This is a genomic window from Enterococcus lemanii (genome assembly GCF_016909125.1).
GTDB lineage: Bacteria > Bacillota > Bacilli > Lactobacillales > Enterococcaceae > Enterococcus_I > Enterococcus_I lemanii.
This window is the reverse complement of record NZ_JAFBFD010000029.1, coordinates 24,367-42,297: the sequence shown is the minus strand read 5'-3', so window position 1 is coordinate 42,297 and position 17,931 is coordinate 24,367. Positions and strand designations below refer to the sequence as shown.

The 17,931-nt window shown below is 36.5% G+C and carries 16 protein-coding genes; 5 read left to right on the top strand and 11 right to left on the bottom strand.

Annotation, left to right across the window (positions count from 1 at the left end; genetic code table 11):
* The first annotated feature begins 100 nt into the window (after nucleotides 1-100).
* Both JOD14_RS09165 and JOD14_RS09160 read left to right on the top strand, forming a co-directional pair.
* Nucleotides 101-451, top strand: coding sequence for a hypothetical protein (locus tag JOD14_RS09165; protein WP_204654527.1), 351 nt, complete (start codon nucleotides 101-103; stop codon nucleotides 449-451).
* A 15-nt stretch (nucleotides 452-466) separates the two neighbouring features.
* A complete protein-coding gene (locus JOD14_RS09160) occupies nucleotides 467-628 on the top strand; it encodes a hypothetical protein (protein WP_204654526.1) in 162 nt (53 codons plus the stop codon).
* 151 nt (nucleotides 629-779) lie between these two features.
* Here JOD14_RS09160 and abc-f read toward each other — a convergent pair whose 3' ends face one another.
* The 5 genes from abc-f to JOD14_RS13395 form a co-directional block, all read right to left on the bottom strand.
* Nucleotides 780-2,276 (bottom strand): ribosomal protection-like ABC-F family protein, encoded by a 1,497-nt coding sequence (gene abc-f, locus JOD14_RS09155; protein ID WP_204654525.1) that lies wholly within the window; start codon nucleotides 2,274-2,276, stop codon nucleotides 780-782.
* Between the two features lie 526 nt (nucleotides 2,277-2,802).
* Nucleotides 2,803-2,928: a hypothetical protein gene (locus tag JOD14_RS13400; RefSeq protein ID WP_275581338.1), complete on the bottom strand. Its 126-nt coding sequence runs from the start codon at nucleotides 2,926-2,928 to the stop codon at nucleotides 2,803-2,805.
* Nucleotides 2,929-2,988: 60 nt separating this feature from the next.
* Nucleotides 2,989-3,636 carry a hypothetical protein gene (locus JOD14_RS09150; protein ID WP_204654524.1) on the bottom strand — a complete coding sequence of 216 codons (648 nt, stop codon included), beginning with the start codon at nucleotides 3,634-3,636 and terminating at the stop codon, nucleotides 2,989-2,991.
* Nucleotides 3,637-4,534: 898 nt separating this feature from the next.
* Nucleotides 4,535-4,918 (bottom strand): hypothetical protein, encoded by a 384-nt coding sequence (locus tag JOD14_RS09145; protein WP_204654523.1) that lies wholly within the window; start codon nucleotides 4,916-4,918, stop codon nucleotides 4,535-4,537.
* Between the two features lie 142 nt (nucleotides 4,919-5,060).
* Nucleotides 5,061-5,186 carry a hypothetical protein gene (locus JOD14_RS13395; protein ID WP_275581336.1) on the bottom strand — a complete coding sequence of 42 codons (126 nt, stop codon included), beginning with the start codon at nucleotides 5,184-5,186 and terminating at the stop codon, nucleotides 5,061-5,063.
* Here JOD14_RS13395 and JOD14_RS09140 point away from each other — a divergent pair.
* The gene (locus tag JOD14_RS09140) at nucleotides 5,181-5,426 is read left to right on the top strand and encodes a tyrosine-type recombinase/integrase (RefSeq protein WP_204654530.1); all 246 of its coding nucleotides are present in this window, start codon (nucleotides 5,181-5,183) and stop codon (nucleotides 5,424-5,426) included. The genes JOD14_RS13395 and JOD14_RS09140 overlap by 6 nt on opposite strands.
* A gap of 308 nt (nucleotides 5,427-5,734) precedes the next feature.
* Here JOD14_RS09140 and JOD14_RS09135 read toward each other — a convergent pair whose 3' ends face one another.
* From JOD14_RS09135 to metG, 4 genes are all read right to left on the bottom strand, one after another.
* Nucleotides 5,735-6,166, bottom strand: a complete 432-nt coding sequence (locus JOD14_RS09135) for a hypothetical protein (RefSeq protein WP_204654522.1) — start codon at nucleotides 6,164-6,166, stop codon at nucleotides 5,735-5,737.
* Nucleotides 6,167-6,270: 104 nt separating this feature from the next.
* Nucleotides 6,271-9,000: a cation-translocating P-type ATPase gene (locus tag JOD14_RS09130; protein ID WP_204654521.1), complete on the bottom strand. Its 2,730-nt coding sequence runs from the start codon at nucleotides 8,998-9,000 to the stop codon at nucleotides 6,271-6,273.
* A gap of 251 nt (nucleotides 9,001-9,251) precedes the next feature.
* Complete coding sequence (locus JOD14_RS09125; protein ID WP_204654520.1) at nucleotides 9,252-9,956, bottom strand: MgtC/SapB family protein; 705 nt, start codon at nucleotides 9,954-9,956, stop codon at nucleotides 9,252-9,254.
* 58 nt (nucleotides 9,957-10,014) lie between these two features.
* Nucleotides 10,015-12,024 (bottom strand): methionine--tRNA ligase, encoded by a 2,010-nt coding sequence (gene metG, locus JOD14_RS09120; protein ID WP_204654519.1) that lies wholly within the window; start codon nucleotides 12,022-12,024, stop codon nucleotides 10,015-10,017.
* Between the two features lie 146 nt (nucleotides 12,025-12,170).
* Between metG and JOD14_RS09115 the strand changes: the two genes are divergently transcribed.
* On the top strand, nucleotides 12,171-12,995 hold the full coding sequence (locus tag JOD14_RS09115; RefSeq protein ID WP_204654518.1) for an NUDIX hydrolase: 825 nt from the start codon (nucleotides 12,171-12,173) through the stop codon (nucleotides 12,993-12,995).
* A 305-nt stretch (nucleotides 12,996-13,300) separates the two neighbouring features.
* Complete coding sequence (locus JOD14_RS09110; RefSeq protein WP_204654517.1) at nucleotides 13,301-14,227, top strand: helix-turn-helix domain-containing protein; 927 nt, start codon at nucleotides 13,301-13,303, stop codon at nucleotides 14,225-14,227.
* Nucleotides 14,228-14,271: 44 nt separating this feature from the next.
* Here the strand turns inward: JOD14_RS09110 and rlmN are convergent, their stop codons facing one another.
* Complete coding sequence (gene rlmN / locus JOD14_RS09105) at nucleotides 14,272-15,342, bottom strand: dual-specificity RNA methyltransferase RlmN (RefSeq protein ID WP_204654529.1); 1,071 nt, start codon at nucleotides 15,340-15,342, stop codon at nucleotides 14,272-14,274.
* A 125-nt stretch (nucleotides 15,343-15,467) separates the two neighbouring features.
* Nucleotides 15,468-17,879 carry a DNA translocase FtsK gene (locus JOD14_RS09100; protein WP_204654516.1) on the bottom strand — a complete coding sequence of 804 codons (2,412 nt, stop codon included), beginning with the start codon at nucleotides 17,877-17,879 and terminating at the stop codon, nucleotides 15,468-15,470.
* Between the last annotated feature and the right edge of the window lie 52 nt (nucleotides 17,880-17,931).

Here is a 17,931-nt window from a genome sequence, read left to right as displayed (position 1 = left end):
ACAATATCCAAGCAATATGATTTTAAGGAATGAAAATATTTTATTTAGTTTTCAAGGAGCGTAATTTGCTTCTAAATATATTATACGAGGAGGGATTGCTATGTTTTCCAAGACACCGATAGAATTATTATCAAAAGATTACTCAAATCTCTACAACAAGTGCCAAGCCGTTTACGAACTCGTCTCTAGCCGTCGCTACAACGAATCACTTGCACTTTTAACGACTGCTGAAATTTATGCCTTAGCTGAAAAAACTTATGTCCGTTGCGATACTTTTAAAGAATTACAGACACCAGAAGTAGAAGACTACGTGAATGCTTTCGATGATTATTATTTCAGTCTAAAACAAACCCTTTTTCATAACCATCGCGACTTTGAAGAATTGCGCGTTCGCTTACGTGCGATGCGTGAAGCTTATGAAAAAATGAATACTTCCTTTAATTTATTTTAGAAAAGAGGGATACTTTTGACGCCTGATGAAGTATTAGATCGCTTGCGAGAAGAATTGGAACTGCCATTTTTTCAAGTAAAAGTAGAAGAAAAAAATTACACCGAAGAAGAATATTTACAATTTAAAGCAGACTTGTTACGTTATTTTGACGATTACGTCCGCAATGTTGAAAATTAAAATACAATGCCTACTTGCAATTTTGAACGATTGCGAGTAGGCATTGTTATTTGTTTTTCTTTAGAAATTGGTCAATCAAGTAAAAGTGAAATAAATCATCTGTTTTTTCTAGGAAAACCTCTCTAAAATTTAGAAAATTAATAAATTCTTTTTATTTTTTTAATTCAATTACTTTTGTCGCAATTTTTGTTAAAAAATGTGAGTCATGATCAATTACAATCATTGTTGGTTGCGTTTTAAGAATGGTTTGTTCAAGTTGTTTGTAATTGAATGCATCTAAATAGTTTAGCGGTTCATCCCAAATAAAAATATTCGCTGGCGTTACCAGTGCTTTTGCAATTTCAATTCGTTTTTGTTGCCCTTGGCTCATATGTTCAATTTTATTGTTAAACACGTGACGCTCTACGCCTAATTTACGGATTTGATTTAAGAATTGCTCTTCATTTATTTTATTTTTTTGACAAAACGTAGCAATTGTCCCCGTATTTTCTTCAAAATTTTGTCGCACATAACTTAGCTGCCACTGACGATCAATTGTAATTTCCCCTTGAACTTCTCCTTTGAAATTGCCTAAAAAATAATTTAATAGTGACGTTTTCCCTGATCCGTTTTCACCAATCACTGCTAATCGATCACCAGGATTTAACTCAAAGGAAATCGGTTGAAATAAAGGCTTTTTATCATAAAACAATTGAAATTTTTCAACTTTTAACCATTGTTTTTTGTGAGTCGCCAATGGAATTATTTTTAGTTCATCGATCTTTTCGATATTTTTTAATAAGCGTTCTTTTTCTTCTAGTTGTTTTTCTACACGTTGAACAATCGTCTTACTCCGTTTCATAACACGTGCTGCTCTAGCCCCGATTGCACCTGTATCATAAATGGCTCCACTTCCTTTTTGATGTGGATTGCCATATTTATCTTTTTCACGAACATTTGACCATTGTGCTTTTTCGCGAGCCGTTTGATGTAAACGATTAATTTCACGCTTCAATTTTCTATTTTGGGCTTGCTCCATTGCATCTTGTTGTAATTTTTCTTGTTCATACTGACTATAATTGCCTTGATGTAATACGAGCTGGTTTCGTTCAATTGCTAGCGTATGATCAACAATTTCATCCACAAATTGACGATCGTGACTTACTAAAATAAAGCCTTCTTTCTTCCCTTTTAAATAATTTGCGACTAATTGCCGCGAAGGCAAGTCTAAATGATTCGTTGGTTCATCAATTAAAGCAAAACCATTCTCTTGTGCAAATAAAATAGCTAGTAAAACTTTTGTTTGTTCACCACCAGATAATTGATTAAAAGGCTGCCACAACAACTCTGTATCAAGTTTTAATAAATTTAATTCTCTTTCAATTTTCCAATACTCAGTTTCAGTAAATCCTTCAATTACTTGGTAAGTTGGTTGTGCTTTATCTGTTATTGTTTGTGGAAAATACCAAAACTTCACTTGATGCTCAATGCTTCCTGTATAAGGGTATTTTCCTTGAAGTAGTCGTAACAAAGTCGTTTTCCCTCGTCCATTGCGACCAACCAAGCCTAATTTCCAAGAAGTTTGAATTCGCAAGTTGGTTTGATCAAATAACAATACTCCTTGTAAATCAAAACCAAAAGTTAAATTTTTAATATAAATATTTGACATAAACGCTCCTTTCTCTCCCTATCTAAGTAGAAAAGAAAAAACCTCATCCTATTTTCAGGAAAAGGTTTTGCGGTCGTCAAAGAAGCTTCTTCATTTTTCGATCGAACATTACCCCACCTGAAAATCTGCACATGCCCCCCTTGGTCTACCAAAAAAGTCATCTGAATGCAGCTTCAACTCATGGGTTAATTATTCAATCTAAGATCCCTCACTTCCTATTTATCGTATTTAGCATAGCACGTTGAATCATATTTGACAATAATATTACAAAAAAATCGCCCGGTTGGTTAGGCCGGACGAAAAAAGGAGTTTACTCTGGTTAGGAGTAAATGAAAAATAAAAAGGTTATTCGAATTGTTGTTTTGATAGACTTCAATAGATACAGATAACCTTGATATAATGCCTTTTATTGTTTAGTTTAATATATTAGATTCATATAGTTTTGACTATATAGACGGACATACGGACAGACAAATCCACCACGCCGATAGTTGGGATATCGTTCAATTTTCAGCTTACTCTCTAACTATTTTTCCTTCTTTTCTTCAACAAATCCTATATGTTTGTACATATCTTTAACTACTTTTTTATTCACCTTATTATTTTCTTCTATTAATTCTTCAAAAGTTTTTTCTAATAATTTCTCTACCATCATTATTCCCTCCTAATAATTATAGTATTTGTTTCATAGTAACTCTAAAATGCTTCTTTTTCAATATGTTTGCCTAATATTTTCCCACAAGCCCTTCTTTTCTGCGGCAATTTTCTTTTCTTTGTCTTCAAGTGCGTCGTATTCAATTTTAGATGACCAACGATTATACACTTGTGTTAAATACTTATATGGAGCTTCTTTTAATAAATCTTCATAGATATCTTTATTTTCATTTACAAAATCAACTAGAATTTTGTGTAATGGTTCGTAAATTATTCTTTCATTAACTAATCCAGCAGATATGTATAAACAGATATGCTCTAACTGATTAAAGACATAACCTGCACCACATTCTTTCTTAACTATTTTAATTATTAGTTTTTTCTTATCTTGGGGAATTTCATGCAATTTAGATTTGTCTTCTAACTCTTTTCTAAATTTTGATATATAATTATCCATTTGGGGAATTAAATCATTTGCAAATATACTTAGAACTTCTATAGATTTTTCTTTTTTTCTGTATTCAATTTCTTCTTCTTTTTGTAAATTTTCAGCTATAAGTTTTTTTTGCTCATTCTTTAATTGAAGAATTGAAATAAATATCGCTATTATTCCAATAATTGCAACTAGAAAACTTATTGTTTCCAATACATCTTTCATACCTATGTACAAGTCACTAGATACAAAACCCTTAATTATTTTAGTCACGGCTTATCTACCTCCAATTTATGACACACATTGGTTAACATTATATCAAATTATCCTCATAAAGTACTATAAAGATTCATAATATTTCATTCATTACTTCTAATCATCTCTAATTTTATATACTTCTATTTTTAATACTAACGCAATTTCTCGCTCATCTTACTCACTCGGCCGAATTTTCGGCTTATCTGCTAAATAATCGCCTGATTTCTGTTGATTGTTAGCACCATCTCACTCATTACATGCTTAGGGGTGGCACAAAAGTATGCAGATCTGAACAAGTATATTTGTAACTACGCTTATTGAATAAAAGCACCTTCTAAAAAATGAGAACATCAATTATCATAAATTCCAACTTACTCATAAAAAAGAACCTTGCTCAATATGTATTCTAAACGTTAGCAATTGTTAGCATACTAGGCATATTTTAAAGTCAGGTTTTAAATGTTAACAATCGTTAACAATCCATACATAAATGTTAGTCCCTATATGTGTTTTAAAGTTAACAATTGTTAACATGCTATATAAAACTTGACGTGTCAGAACTTCCACCTTTTTCCAACATTTTCCAACATTCTAAGGCGTTCTACTCACTTCCCATAGAAACACATTAGGCGATGAACTGGAGCCACAAAATCCCGTTAAAAAAAGAGCCCACATTTGTATGCAAGCCCTTGAAATTAAGTTGTCGTTTCTTCTAATCAATGCTTTCATTCGTCCACTGATAAACCCTTGTAATACAGATGTTTTAAGTCTCTTTTGCTCTTATTCGTCTCCTGGTGCACTCAATTCCAAAGGTTGGTATTTTTTGAAGAATTCAACTACACCGTTACTTATCGTTTTATCCATTAAAGAAGGCTTTACTTTTCCTACATAAATCATCTAAATCACATCCTTTTTACATTCCACTTTCAAACTCCATCAATGCCTGAGCATGATTATCAGCTAACGCTTGAATCGCTCGTATCATCCCCTCTAAGGCGTCAATATCTTCCGTAGTAATATCTACACTACTAAATTGATTAAAAGTAAGAGTACCCAATCCCTTCAACGCACCGTTTATGGAATTAGCCGCCATTACTAAATCTGTTACTTCTATCGTTTTATTCATTAATATTCCCCTCCGTTTTTTTAATTTACTTAAATGAAACTCATTCCACTCGATAAGAAGTAACTGCAACGCTGGTATTGCAATCAATAGCTTCTTTAATGGTTCCAACGGTAATGCAATAACTACTAATACAGTTAAAGCTAAAATTCTACGAGTTCGTTTCTTCAACATATTTCTATCTCCTTTTCTTTATCAGTTTTACATGATAGAATGGAGCAAAGAAGGCTTTAAATACCCTTTCCTTGCCTTGCCTTTTCGCTAGTCCTCCAAGACAATTAAGCGAAAGGCTTTTTCTTTGCCTCCAGGTAACCATTTAACTCTCCTCACTAGCGATAAGAATACTTTTTAATCGCTTTAACTCTGCAGCCGTTTCAAGAACTTCATCCACACGATCACCTACTGTAATATCTTCGAGAAAGTCATCGCATAACGAATCCATTCTTGTTCCATTCAATGGCTAACAAGTATTATTCGTAAGTATAAGCTGCCAAGAATCACACCACATCACTTTAGGCATACTCATGCAAGTTTACTCCTGCAGGCAGGTATTCCAATTAAAGAAGTAAGTGAGAGACTTGGACACAAAGACATAACCATTACATTAGAGATTTATTCTCATGTCATGCCTGAAGAAAAAGAAAAAACAGCCGCAAAGTTTGCTAATTTTGTTGGCTTTTAATACAAGGGACGGACAAATGGACGGACCTCTCACTTTTCAGACACAAAAAATAGGCGATAACTTGAAAGAAATGTTCTTCCTCAGTCATCGCCTATGTGCTTTAAACGTTGATAAATCAATATAAAACAAAAAAATCGCCCGGTTGGTTAGGCCGGACGAAAAAAGGAGTTTACTCTGGTTAGGAGTAAATGAAAAATAAAAAGGTTATTGTTGGTTATGTACTTAGTATATACCAAAATAGCTCTTTATACATAAAAATCAACTAATAGTTTTATTAGATATTTCTTGTTTTCATATCCTTTTTCATTTTATTTCTTTAATAAAATGCGCGTCATGCGTTGGATAGCAAAAGAAATACCATCCGTCGCCCCGTCTTGCTTTTCTTCAGCCGCATTAAAAGCTTCGACATCGACTGTTCCTTGTGCTAAACTAGCAATCATTTCTTGGCAACCAGCTACATAATTGGCATAGGAATTTTCAAATTTTTTGTGAATTCCTAAGACTTGTGCCGGCGGACGTAAGGAACGAACTTGCTTTAACATCGCTTCGTACTTACTTGTTCCGTTTGCAAAAGTTTCTACAATCTCACTAATTTTTTCAGCTGAGATTTCCGCTAATTGTTCTTGGTCAATTGCTTGGCGAATTTCTTCGTATTTTGGATTTAAGTTTTCGCCAATCGCTTCTGTTTCTTGAACAATTTGATTAATATTTTGAATATATAAACCGAGGTTTGGTCTCACTAAACATTCCTACTTTCATTCTTTGTATGTTCTATTTTACCTTGTTTTGACCAAATAGAAAAGAAAAAAACTACTCAGTAAAAATTGCTGAGTAGTTTTTGATTTTAAACTTTGCCCATTCGACGTTGAACGAATTTCACACATTCAACGACTGGAATAATAGCAAAACTTGCCCCTACAACAATCCCCCATTGGTACCAGTCTAAATGGGTCACCTTAAAGATGTCATTTAAACCAGGAATAATGATGATACCCATCATTAAAACAAAAGATAAGACAATCGCCCAGTTAAAGGCTTTGTTGCGGAAAAATCCAACAGTAAATAGTGATTGGTGAACGGATTTTACGTTAAAGGCATGGAATAACTGCATTAAACCAAGTGTTGCAAAAGCCATCGTTAATGCGTCGGCATGTTGCAAGTTATATAGTTCGGCTGCACTTAAACCAATCATATTTAATTCTGTATGTGCCGGCCATTGAATCGCTGACCAGTAAACGAATAAAACAGCTGCTGCTTCTAAAATACCTTGGTAAATAATACTACTCATTACGCCACCAGAGAAGAAGTTTGAGCTTTTCCCACGTGGTTTACGAGCCATTAAGTTTCCTTCTGCTGGTTCCATTCCTAAAGCAATCGCTGGGAAAGTATCTGTTACTAGGTTAATCCATAATAAATGGATTGGTAGTAACGTATCCCAAGCAAGTAATGTCGCAATAAATAACGTTAAAACTTCGCCAAGGTTTGCGGCCATTAAGTACTGAATCGCTTTTTGAATATTTGAAAAGACTTTACGTCCTTCTTCCACCGCTACAACAATTGTCGCAAAGTTGTCATCGGCTAAGACCATATCAGACGCACCTTTTGATACTTCAGTACCGGTAATCCCCATTCCGATTCCAATATCGGCTTGTTTGAGTGATGGTGCATCATTCACCCCATCACCAGTCATCGCAACGACTTTACCAGCTTGTTGCCATGCTTTGACAATACGAACTTTATGCTCTGGTGAAACACGTGCATAAACAGAATATTGCGTAATTTTGCTCGCAAATTCTTCTTCAGACATTTGATTTAATTCTGCTCCCGTTAAAACAGCTGCATCGTCGCCTGGCTTGATAATTCCAAGACGGCCCGCAATCGCTTCAGCTGTGTCACGGTGATCCCCTGTAATCATGATTGGACGAATGCCGGCTTCTTTGGCTACTTTTACGGCACCCGCTGCTTCTGGACGCTCTGGGTCAATCATCCCGACTAAACCAGCAAAGATTAAGCCATTTTCTAGTTCTTCAGAAGTTAATTCACTTGGTAAAACATCGATATATTTATAAGCAGTACCTAAGACACGTAACGCTTGTTGGGCCATGTTTTTATTGGCAGCTAGAATCGTTGCTTTAGCTTCTTCCGTCATTGGTGAAACTTGTTCATTGTTTAAAATTTCAGTCACACGGTTTAATAAAACATCAGGTGCTCCTTTAACGGCCACTAGATAACGACCATCGGCTAATTGATGGACCGTGCTCATTAATTTACGGTCTGAATCAAATGGTAAGTCGGCTACACGTGGTTCAACTTTAACAGCTTCACGTACATCAAAACCTAAATCTAAACCAAATTGAATTAATGCCGTTTCTGTTGGGTCACCGATTAAATTCCCTTCTTTGCCAAAACGAGAGTCGTTGGCAAAGTTCATCACTTTAACAGCCATTGTATCAGCCGGTATATTTTCTTTGATATCATATTGCTGATAATCAACATATAACTTTTCAACGGTCATTTGGTTTAAAGTTAATGTCCCTGTTTTATCAGAGGCAATAATATCTGTTGCACCCAATGTTTCAACCGCTGGCAATTTACGAATCATTGAATTACGTTTTGCCATAACTTGTGTCCCTAAAGCTAAGATAATCGTTACAATCGCTGGTAACCCTTCTGGAATAGCAGCTACTGCTAGTGAAATTGAAGTTAGGAGCATTTCAACCCAACCTTGTCCATTTAACATGGTTCCTACAAAGAACATCACAACGGCAATGGCTAAAATGGCATACGTTAAGAATTTCCCTAATTGGTTTAAGTTACGTTTTAACGGTGTTTCCGTTTCGTCCGCATTGGCTAACATGTTCGCAATTTTACCAACTTCGGTATTCATTCCAGTGTGAACGACAATCCCTTTTCCTCGACCGTAAGTCACGTTACTATTAGAAAAGGCCATATTGACACGATCACCAATTCCGACTTCTGTATCTACTAAGACGGCTAAATGTTTTTCGACAGGAACAGATTCTCCTGTTAAAGCTGCTTCTTCAATTTTTAGTGTGCTCACTTCAAACAAGCGCACGTCAGCTGGAACCACATCACCGGCTTCTAATAACACGACATCGCCCGGCACTAATTCATGGCTATTAATTGTTACGCTATGGCCACCACGTAAAACGTGTGCATTGGGCGTTGACATTTCTTTTAACGCCTCGATCGCTTGTTCTGCTTTGTTTTCTTGGATGACACCCATAATGGCATTAATTACCACAACGGCTAAAATAATAATCGCATCTACCCATTCGCGGTGCCCTTCAGCATTTGGTACCATCGCTGAAATAGCCGCAGCCGCAATCAAGACAATAATCATTAAATCTTTAAACTGTGCAAATAACTTTTGAAGCATCGTTGTTTTCTTACCTTCGTCTAGTTCATTTGCTCCATACGTCGCTAAACGTTTTTTCGCTTCCTCTTCGGACAATCCCTCTTGAGAAGTTCCTAGGGTTCTCATGACTTCCTCTGGGGTTTGCGTGTAAAATGCTTCATGAAGCTGTTCTTTTTTTGTTTGTTCTGTTGACATTGTTTTCCTCCTTCATAATTAGTTGACACGCTTCTATTTTTCTTCAAAAAAAATAGACTCGTGTATGTGCAACACATACATAAGTCTCACTAATTAAGGCAACACCAGAAAATGAATTCGGTTGGTGATGTTGCCACAGCTATTGTATGCTGCCAGTTACTCCCCTATGAACAAAAAAATAATTACTAGTAACAGTATACAAGATAACAATAGCCTTTGACAACTAATTTGTAAGATTTTCAGAAAAAAACTCACAAATCAAGCATTCGAATTTTTGTTATATTTTTAGAAAGTGATAAATCTTCAATTACTTGAGGATAGGTCAAACCTTTGGGCAAATCGATCATGTAAACATTTGTATAAATCAGATAATCATCAACAATGTCAACATTAAAAATGACATCTTCGACTCGAATGTTATTTTCAACAAAATAGTTCAAAATAAATTCTTTTGTGGCTTCTTTATGAACGTAACGTATTTCGATTTTTTTTAGTGTCTTAATATTGACTAGTCTTTTAACAACTAGTAAAGCAAATAAAATGCCAATAAAACTACTAATAGCAATCATATAATAGCCCATCCCAATCGACAATCCTAACCCTGCCACTGCCCAAATCGAAGCGGCCGTTGTTAAACCACGAATCGAACGATCAGAAACGATAATCGTACCTGCGCCCAAAAAACCAATGCCACTCACAACTTGCGCAATGAGCCGAGCTTGATCGGAGCGAATCACGGTTGACAACTCCGGATAGATTAGCGCATAGCTTAAAGCCGAGGCAGCAATTTGAACTTGAATTAAAGCAATGACCGTTGAACCAATACAAACTAAAATATGGGTCCGAAGTCCAGCCGGCTGGTTTCGGTACTCTCTTTCCATGCCAATCATTCCACCCATAATCAGTGACAGAAACAAGCGGACGGTAATTTCAAAGAGCGACAAGTCTAAATTCATAAGGACTCCTTTCTAAAAAGAAAAGCCAGTAAAATATCTTACTGGCTTTGTTTTACTATTAAGCAATCGTTGAACCGTTTGGCATGCCTTTTGGCGCATCAACAATTTTTAAGTTTCCTTTTTCATCTTCGGCTGATAAAATCATCCCTTGACTAATTAAGCCACGCATTTTACGTGGTTTTAAGTTTGCGACAATCACAACTTTTTTCCCAATTAATTCTTTTGGATCTGGATAAAATTCAGCGACACCAGATAATATTTGACGATCTTGATCATCACCGGCTGCTAAGCGGAATTGGAGCAATTTATCGGCTCCTTTTACCTTTTGGCAATCGATAACTTCAGCGACCTTTAATTCGACTTTATCAAAATCTTCATATTTAATTTCTTTTTCTTTAACAGAAGTCAGCGTGGTTTCTTCTGGGTCCCACTTAATACTTTCTTCTGCACTCGTTCCGCCATCAATCATTTTCTTTTGAATATAAGCGACTTCAACATCTAATTCTAAACGTGGGAAGACTGGTGTACCTTTTTCTACAACTTTCGTTCCTTCTGGGAATTCACCAAAATGAAGTTGTTTTAAGGACATTGCTTCTGGATCAAGACCTAATTGTTTAAAGATTTTTTTCGGCGTTTCCGTCATGATTGGCTGTAATAAAATAGCCGCAATTCGTAAACTTTCTGCTAAATGAACCATTACGCTGTCTAGTTCGGCTTTTTTCGTTTCGTCTTTGGCTAAAACCCAAGGACTTGTTTCGTCAATATATTTATTTGCACGAGAAACAAGAGTCCAAATCTCAGCTAAGGCATGATTGAATTCCATTTTTTCCATGGCTTGGTGATAGCGACCAATCACATTTGCTGCTGTCGTTGATAATTCACTATCAAATTCCGTAACTTTTGACGCGTATTTTGGTACGATACCATCACAATATTTGTTAACCATCGCAATCGTCCGGTTTAGTAAGTTCCCTAAGTCGTTCGCTAAGTCGTAATTTACACGAGACACAAAGTCTTCTGGTGTAAACACCCCATCGCTACCAAACGGCACGGCACGTAATAAGTAGTAACGCAAAGCATCTAAACCATAACGTTCCACCAGCATTTCTGGGTAAACAACGTTGCCTTTTGATTTTGACATTTTGCCATCTTTCATTAATAACCAGCCATGACCAAAAATCTTCTTCGGCAAAGGAATATCTAAAGCCATTAACATAATTGGCCAATAAATAGTATGGAAGCGCACAATTTCTTTACCAACCATATGAACATCGGCTGGCCAATATTTTTTAAACAACGCATCGTGATCTGTTCCATAACCTAAAGCGGTAATGTAGTTTGATAAAGCATCAATCCAAACGTAAATCACATGCTTAGGATCGGATTTGATTGGTACGCCCCAAGCAAAAGTCGTCCGTGAAACGGCTAAATCCTCTAACCCTGGTTTAATAAAGTTATTGATCATTTCGTTTTTACGTGATTCTGGTTGGATAAACTCTGGGTGTGACTCATAATATTCAAGCAAACGATCCGCATATTTGCTCATTTTGAAGAAATAAGACGTTTCTTTTACCAATTCAACTTCGTGACCACTTGGCGCTTTTCCACCAATCACTTTTCCATTTTCATCGCGGTAAACTTGTTCTAATTGTGTTTCGGTAAAAAATTCTTCATCAGAAACAGAGTACCAACCTTCATACTCACCAAGATAAATATCACCTTGATCAAGGAGACGTTGGAAGATTTTTTGAACCGCTTCTTTATGGTCGGCATCTGTTGTTCGAATAAACTTGTCGTAACTAATATCTAGTGTACGCCATAATTTTTGAATATCGGCTGCCATATGGTCCACATATTCTTGTGGCTCGACCCCTAGTTCTGCTGCTTTTTTCTCAATTTTTTGACCATGTTCATCGACACCTGTTAAATAGTAAACATCAAAACCCATCAGACGTTTGTAACGTGCGACTGCATCACAAGCAATCGTTGTATAAGAGTTCCCAATATGTAATTTCCCACTTGGATAATAAATTGGCGTCGTAATGTAAAAAGTTTCTTTCTCAGCCATCTGTCGTTATTCCTCCTTATTCATCTCACAATTCATTCTTTGCTAGTATACCACAATTTTTTTAAATGCGTTTTTATTTTTCCAGTTGTTTCAAACTTAAATCATGTTAAAATAAAAGTAACAACTACCTAAACAAGGAGATAGCCATGAAGTTCACTTCAAAAGAAGCCGAAAAAAAATACTACGAACAAGAAGCAAGTGAAAGTGAGTTCCTTGCTTGGTATAAACAACAAGAACAACCCACTTACGAAAAACCTTCTGTTACAGTCGATATGGTTTTAATGTGTTATAACAAAGAAGAAGACCAATTGAAAGTCTTATTAATTCAGCGAAAAACGAACCCCTTCCGCAATTCTTGGGCGTTACCTGGTGGATTTGTCCACCCGCAAGAGTCAACCGGCGAATGTGTGTTACGTGAGACAAAAGAAGAAACTGGTGTTTTAATTTCCGAACATAATATTGAACAACTACATACCTTTAGTACCCCAAACCGTGATCCACGTGGTTGGGTCGTGACGGTGAGTTATTTAGCTTTTATTGGTGAAGAACCTTTATCTGCTGGCGATGATGCGAGTCAAGTGCGCTGGTTTTCGCTTGAAAGAAAGAACGATGCGCTCTATTTAGTAGATGAAGAAATTGAAATTATTTTAGATTTACCCACCGGTGCTTCTTTAAGCCAACACCACCTTGCTTTTGACCACAATCAAATTATCTTAAAGGCCTTTAAACGCATTACCAATAAAATGGAAAACGAACCACAAGTCCTACAAGTACTAGGAGAAGATTTTACCATCACCGAAGCTCGAAAAGTTTTTGCGAAATTTTTAGGGACAAATTTTCGCGAAATTGATCACTCGAACTTTAAAAAATCCCTCTTACGTTTCTTAGATGAAGTCGGTGAACGCTCGATGGGCATTGGCCGACCTTCAAAAGTTTATCGTTTGAAACAAGGAATCTTTGACGAAGAATAACGAATCTTAAAAGCCACCTTTTCTTTGGTGGCTTTTTTTGTCGCTCGCTTTACGACTCGAACCAGAACGCAAACGATTCAACTTTAGCGGAATCCGTGAATCGTTTGCTGGTTCTCGGTCGTAAATCAAACGCTTTTAAAATGAAAAAGCCATTTTAAAAAGAGTCTGCTTTACGACTCGAACCAGAACGCAAACGATTCAACTTTATGATATTGCTTGCTTTTTTGGGGATATTTTTTTATGATAGACAATAAGTTTTAAATCGTCTGTTTTTTCTGACAATTCAAAACTAAAGGGGGAACAAAATGAAAAAATTGAAAGGATATCGGTTTCGAATTTATCCAGAGGAAGACCAGCGCCAATTTTTTATCGAAACTTTTGGATGTGTTCGCTTCACCTATAACCACTTATTGATGGCAAAAAAAGACAAAACGGTTGAAAGCTTAACGCCAGCGCAACTTAAAAAAGATTACCCTTTTTTAAAAAAGACGGATAGTTTGGCTTTAGCAAATGCCCAGAGAAATTTGGACCGCGCTTTTTCAAATTATTATCGTGGTCGGGCTGGTTACCCGAAATTAAAAAATAAAAAAGCAATCTGGCAATCTTACACAACAAACAATCAAAAAAACACGATTCAATTATTAAATGGCACCCTTAAACTACCCAAATTAAAAACAGCCGTTAAAGTTGAACAGCACCGCGTCGTTCACGGACTTATTAAATCCGCAACTATTTCTGCTAAAAACAATACGGAATTTTATGTTTCTTTGTTATGTTTAGAAGAAATTCAACCGCTAGAAAAAACTGGGGAAAAGACGATTGTCATGTTTCATCCGACGACTTTTATCCAAACGGATGCAAACATCACTTTACCAACGTTAGATTTAAATCCGCTAAATCAAAAAATAGAAAAAGAACAACTTAAACTCGTACGACGAAAAAAAGTCGCTCGTACACGCGGCGTGGCGTTAAGTGATTCCAAAAATTATCAAAAACAAAAACAACGGGTTGAGCAATTGGTTTTGACTAAATCAAACAAAAAGATCAATTTTTTTGATCAACTCACTTGGATTCTTGTGCAACAATTTGACAAAATTGCCATTTCAACGCCCGCTCCAGAAGATTTTTGTGAAGAAGGACTCTATTCACCAAGTGATTGGCAACAATTTTTAATCAAAATCCATTATAAAATCGACTGGTATCAAAAAGAATTACACCAACAACAAAAATAAAGAAAAAACTAAAAGCCAGCCGGTTTTTAGTTTTTTTCTTTATTTTAGGATATTTTTTTCTCTTTTTTTATTTGCTTACTTCTTAATTGACCACATGCGGCATCAATGTCTGTGCCAAATTCTTTTCGAATCACACAATTAATCCCATTTTTCTTTAAAACATCATAAAAAGCCAGGACATCTTCTTTGCTACTACGTGAATATTGATCGTGTTCACTTACTTTATTATAAGGAATCAAGTTGACGTAAGTTAATTTCTTTTTATCTTTTAATAGATTGGCTAATTGTTGCGCATGCTCTACGCGGTCGTTAACATGACTTAGCATAATGTATTCAAAAGTAATTCGACGATTGGTTTTTTCTAAATAAAAATCAACGGCGTCCATTAATTTTTCTAGTGGGAAGTTACGATTAATCCGCATAATTGACGTGCGAACATCGTTATTGGGCGCATGCAAAGAAATCGCTAAGTTGACTTGCAAGCCGTTTTCCGCAAACTCTTTGATTTTATGGGCTAAACCACTTGTTGATACCGTAATATGACGTGCACCAATTGCTAGTCCTTTAGCGTCGTTTACGATGTGTAAAAAGTTCATTAGGTTGTTGTAATTATCAAATGGTTCACCAATTCCCATTACAACGATATGCGACACACGTTCACCGGCATTGCGTTCGTCAAAGTAACGTTGAACAAGCATAATTTGTGCTACGATTTCGCCAGCTGTTAAGTCGCGGCTTTTTTTCAGTAAGCCACTCGCGCAAAATGTACAGCCGATATTACAGCCAACTTGAGTCGTTACACAAACCGACATACCGTAATCTTGACGCATTAGTACCGTTTCAATCATATGCTTATCTGGTAATTGGAATAAATACTTCACCGTGCCATCTTTTGATTCTTGCACAATGACTTGGTTTAATGGGTTAATAATAAAGTTTTCATCTAACTTTTCAATTAATTCTTTGGATAAATTCGTCATTTCACTAAAATTAGCAACACGTTTTTGATACAGCCATTCCCAAACTTGATTGGCACGGAATTTTTTTTCGTTGTTTTCTAAGAACCACGCTTCCAATTCTTCTTTTTTTAAGCCATAAATTGATGGTTTCATGATTTTCCTCATTTCAAAAATAGTCGGTTTCACTATACAGGAATTTAAAAATAAATGCAATTAAGATTTCGATAAGTTTCACAAAAAAACAATCGGCTAAGACGACTTGTCCTAACCGATTGGCTTGATTATTCTTGATACATCGCCTCTTCGTCTTCAGGCATGGGCTCAATTAATACTTTACGTGGCTTACTTCCTTCAGACGGCCCGACAATCCCACTTGCTTCTAATTGATCAACTAAACGCGCGGCACGGTTATAACCAACCCGAAAACGACGCTGTAGTAGCGACACACTTGCTGTTTGCATTTCGATGACTAACTCTTTGGCTTGATCAAACAATTCATCTTGTTCGTCTGCAAAGGCCGTACTCCCTGTATTTATTTCTTCTTCGGTTACCATCATTTCTTCCACGTAATTGGCTCCTTGTTGATCGGTCACAAATTTAACCACCGCTTCAACATCTTGATCAGAAATAAACGCACCTTGAACACGAATCGGTTTATTTTCGCCCATTGGTAAAAAGAGCATGTCCCCACGGCCAAGTAATTTTTCAGCTCCATTACTATCAATAATGGTTCGTGAGTCCGTCCCACTAGAAACCGCAAAGGCCATCCGAGAAGGCACGTTGGCTTTAATAATCCCAGTAATCACATCAACACTTGGTCTTTGAGTGGCTAAAATCATATGAATTCCTGCCGCTCGTGCCATTTGTGCTAAACGAATAATCGCATCTTCAACTTCATTACTGGCAACCATCATTAAGTCCGCTAATTCATCAACAATTACGACGATAAACGGTAAAATTGGATTTTTTTCGCCTAACTCAATATTTCGATTGGCAATCATTTCATTGTAACCTGTAATATTTCGAACGCCACTTGCCGCAAATTTCTCGTAGCGCTCTTCCATCTCTTTCACCACTTTTTGCAACGCTTGCGCAGCTTTTCGCGGATTGGTCACAACAGGCGTTAATAAATGAGGGATACCATTATAGACATTTAACTCGACCATTTTCGGATCGACCATCATCAGTTTCACTTCATGCGGTTTCGCTTTCATCAAAATACTCGTAATGATTCCGTTAATCGCAACGGATTTCCCACTACCGGTTGAACCAGCTACTAATAAGTGGGGCATTTTCGTTAAATCGGCCGTTTGAACACGCCCTGAAATATCGCGACCAAGAGGAACTTCTAACAAAGCACTTGGATCGGCTGGTGAGTTTTCAATACTTTCTCTAAACGAAACCATACTCACGGCATCATTTGGTACTTCAATTCCGATTAACGATTTCCCAGGAATTGGTGCCTCCATCCGAATATCTTTGGCTGCCAATGCTAAAGCGATATCGTCGGTTAAGCCAACAATTTTACTTACTTTCACTCCGACAGCCGGTTGAATTTCAAATTTTGTAACAGCCGGTCCTAGACTCGCTTTCACAACTTTGGCATCAACACCAAAGCTTTCAAAAGTTCGTTCCAGTACGCCAATGTTTTGTTCGATTTTTTTGTACTCACCACTTTGATCGGTTGCTTTTGTCGCTTGCAATAAAGTCGATGGTGGTAACTCATAAGTTTCATCTTCGACTTCTTGTGAGATTTCAAAATCTAAATCATCACTTTCTTCCTCAGTCTCTGCTTGAATGGCCTTCTTGGCTGGTTTTGCTTCTTCCACTGCCGGAGTCGCAACACTTTGGAACGTATCAATAGGAACAAAACTTAATTGCTCTGGTTCAATCGTAACGGTCGTTTTTTGAGCTTGAGAAAGTTTTTCCCCTTCCGTCATCGGACGAATCGTGTTTTGTTTTTCTGCTTGAATTTCAGCTAAGATAGCCTCTCGTTCGGCTTGTTTTTTTGCCGCTTGATTCGCTTTTTTCTCGGCTTTTTTTTCAGCTTTCTTCGCTTGTCGGAGTGCTTGTTTATCCGGATCGCCCTTTAGTAATTGGCTGATTTTTTCTTTGATTTGGCTCAAAAAATCAACTAGTTCATGACCATCTAAATTCGTCATAAAAAATACACCAGCTGCAAATAAAATAAAGCTAATTAGATAACTGCCCACTTGCGCAACTAAAAAGTGCGTCACTTGATAAAACAAAGCACCTAACATCCCGCCACCAACATTTTGCGTCACTTGATTGGCTTTTATATCGGATAATAATAAATGCCAAGTTGTTTTAAAAATCGTCAAATCTTCTGGCTTTACCTTCGCAAATAACTGGGCATGTAAAAAAATTAAAATAGCTATGTACATCAATAATAACCCGTTGATGCGACGATAATGTTTAAATTTCAAGGCTGTATTTTTAACAATTAGCAATACACCATAAATAGCTAAGACCACGGTTAAAACCGAAAAACTATTCCCACCAATAATCCGGAACGTATTCGCGATTAAATTACCTAAAAAGCCTAACTGAAATAAGCCAAATAAGGCAAATAAAATAAATAAAGAGCCTAGCCCGACAAGCATGAGTTTTTCTTCTTGGAGTTGTTGTTTTTTTGTTTTTCTTTTTTTCGTTGGGCGCTTCTTTTGTGCCATTTTTTTCATCCCTCTTTTCAATTCCTACCCATTATAACAAAAAAAGAGACGG

Bases quoted from the DNA above. Each gene is read 5' to 3' on its own strand.
- JOD14_RS13400 (WP_275581338.1), bottom strand. From the start codon at position 2,928: ATGGTAGAGAAATTATTAGAAAAAACTTTTGAAGAATTAATAGAAGAA.
- JOD14_RS09110 (WP_204654517.1), top strand. From the start codon at position 13,301: ATGAAAAAATTGAAAGGATATCGGTTTCGAATTTATCCAGAGGAAGAC.
- JOD14_RS09165 (WP_204654527.1), top strand. From the start codon at position 101: ATGTTTTCCAAGACACCGATAGAATTATTATCAAAAGATTACTCAAAT.
- metG (WP_204654519.1), bottom strand. From the start codon at position 12,024: ATGGCTGAGAAAGAAACTTTTTACATTACGACGCCAATTTATTATCCA.
- JOD14_RS09145 (WP_204654523.1), bottom strand. From the start codon at position 4,918: ATGTTGAAGAAACGAACTCGTAGAATTTTAGCTTTAACTGTATTAGTA.
- JOD14_RS09125 (WP_204654520.1), bottom strand. From the start codon at position 9,956: ATGAATTTAGACTTGTCGCTCTTTGAAATTACCGTCCGCTTGTTTCTG.
- JOD14_RS09115 (WP_204654518.1), top strand. From the start codon at position 12,171: ATGAAGTTCACTTCAAAAGAAGCCGAAAAAAAATACTACGAACAAGAA.
- JOD14_RS09100 (WP_204654516.1), bottom strand. From the start codon at position 17,879: ATGGCACAAAAGAAGCGCCCAACGAAAAAAAGAAAAACAAAAAAACAA.
- abc-f (WP_204654525.1), bottom strand. From the start codon at position 2,276: ATGTCAAATATTTATATTAAAAATTTAACTTTTGGTTTTGATTTACAA.
- JOD14_RS09130 (WP_204654521.1), bottom strand. From the start codon at position 9,000: ATGTCAACAGAACAAACAAAAAAAGAACAGCTTCATGAAGCATTTTAC.
- JOD14_RS13395 (WP_275581336.1), bottom strand. From the start codon at position 5,186: ATGGATTCGTTATGCGATGACTTTCTCGAAGATATTACAGTAGGTGAT.